The organism is Rhodococcus sp. R1101, assembly GCF_000278445.1.
GTDB classification, from domain to species: Bacteria; Actinomycetota; Actinomycetes; order Mycobacteriales; family Mycobacteriaceae; genus Rhodococcus; species Rhodococcus gordoniae.
Genome location: NZ_AJVB01000786.1, coordinates 1 through 1017, shown reverse-complemented (window position 1 = coordinate 1017; position 1017 = coordinate 1). Strand labels below are relative to the sequence as shown.

Below are 1017 nucleotides of genomic sequence, written 5' to 3'. Positions count from 1 at the left end.
ATCTCCGGCCGGCAGGACCTCGCCCTCGTGGTCAACGAAGGCCCCGAACTCACCGCCGCCGGGGTCTTCACCATGAACAAGGTCAAGGCCGCCCCCGTCCTGTGGTCCCAGCAGGTCCTGAAGTCGGGCAGCTTGCGCGCGGTGATCCTCAACTCCGGCGGCGCCAACGCATGCACCGGCGCCGGGGGGTTCCAGGACACCCACGCCACCGCCGAGGCCGTCGCCGACGCCCTGAGCAACTGGGGCACCGAGACCGGAGCCGGTGAGGTCGCCGTGTGCTCGACCGGCCTGATCGGCGACCGCCTGCCGATGGACAAGGTGCTCTCCGGCGTGCAGGAGATCGTCCACGAGCTCGCCGGTGGCATCTCCGGCGGCACCGACGCCGCCTACGCCATCATGACCACCGACACCGTGCCCAAGCAGGCTGCCCTGCACCACGCCGACAAGTGGAACGTCGGCGGCATGGCCAAGGGCGCCGGCATGCTCGCCCCCGCCCTGGCGACCATGCTGTGCGTGGTCACCACCGACGCCGTCGCCACCGCCGAGCAACTCGACACCGCGCTGCGCCACGCGTCCCGGCTCACCTTCGACCGCCTCGACGTCGACGGCGCGACCTCCACCAACGACACCGTGCTGCTGCTGGCCTCCGGCGCCAGCGGGATCACCCCGAGCCAGGACGATCTGAACGCCGCCGTCCTCGCCGTGTGCGACGACCTCGCCGAGCAGATGATGGCCGACGCCGAAGGAGTCACCAAGCGCGTCACCGTCACTGTCCGTGGTGCCGTCAGCGAGGCCGACGCCCTGATCGGGGCGCGCACCGTCGCCCGCGACAGCCTCGTCAAGACCGCCCTGTTCGGTTCCGACCCCAACTGGGGACGTGTGCTCGCCGCCATCGGCATCGCCCCGATCGAACTCGACCCCGACAAGATCTCGGTGTCGTTCAACGGCAATCCCGTGTGCATCGACGGCGTCGGCGCCCCCGGCGCCCGCGAGGTCGACCTGTCCGCCGCCGACATC

General features: G+C 71.1%; 1 protein-coding gene. It reads left to right on the top strand.

Features of this window, described 5'->3' with window-relative positions; genetic code table 11:
* Positions 1–1017 (top strand): bifunctional glutamate N-acetyltransferase/amino-acid acetyltransferase ArgJ (argJ, locus tag R1101_RS0124185; RefSeq protein WP_016935721.1); only part of this gene is annotated, 1017 nt, incomplete at both ends.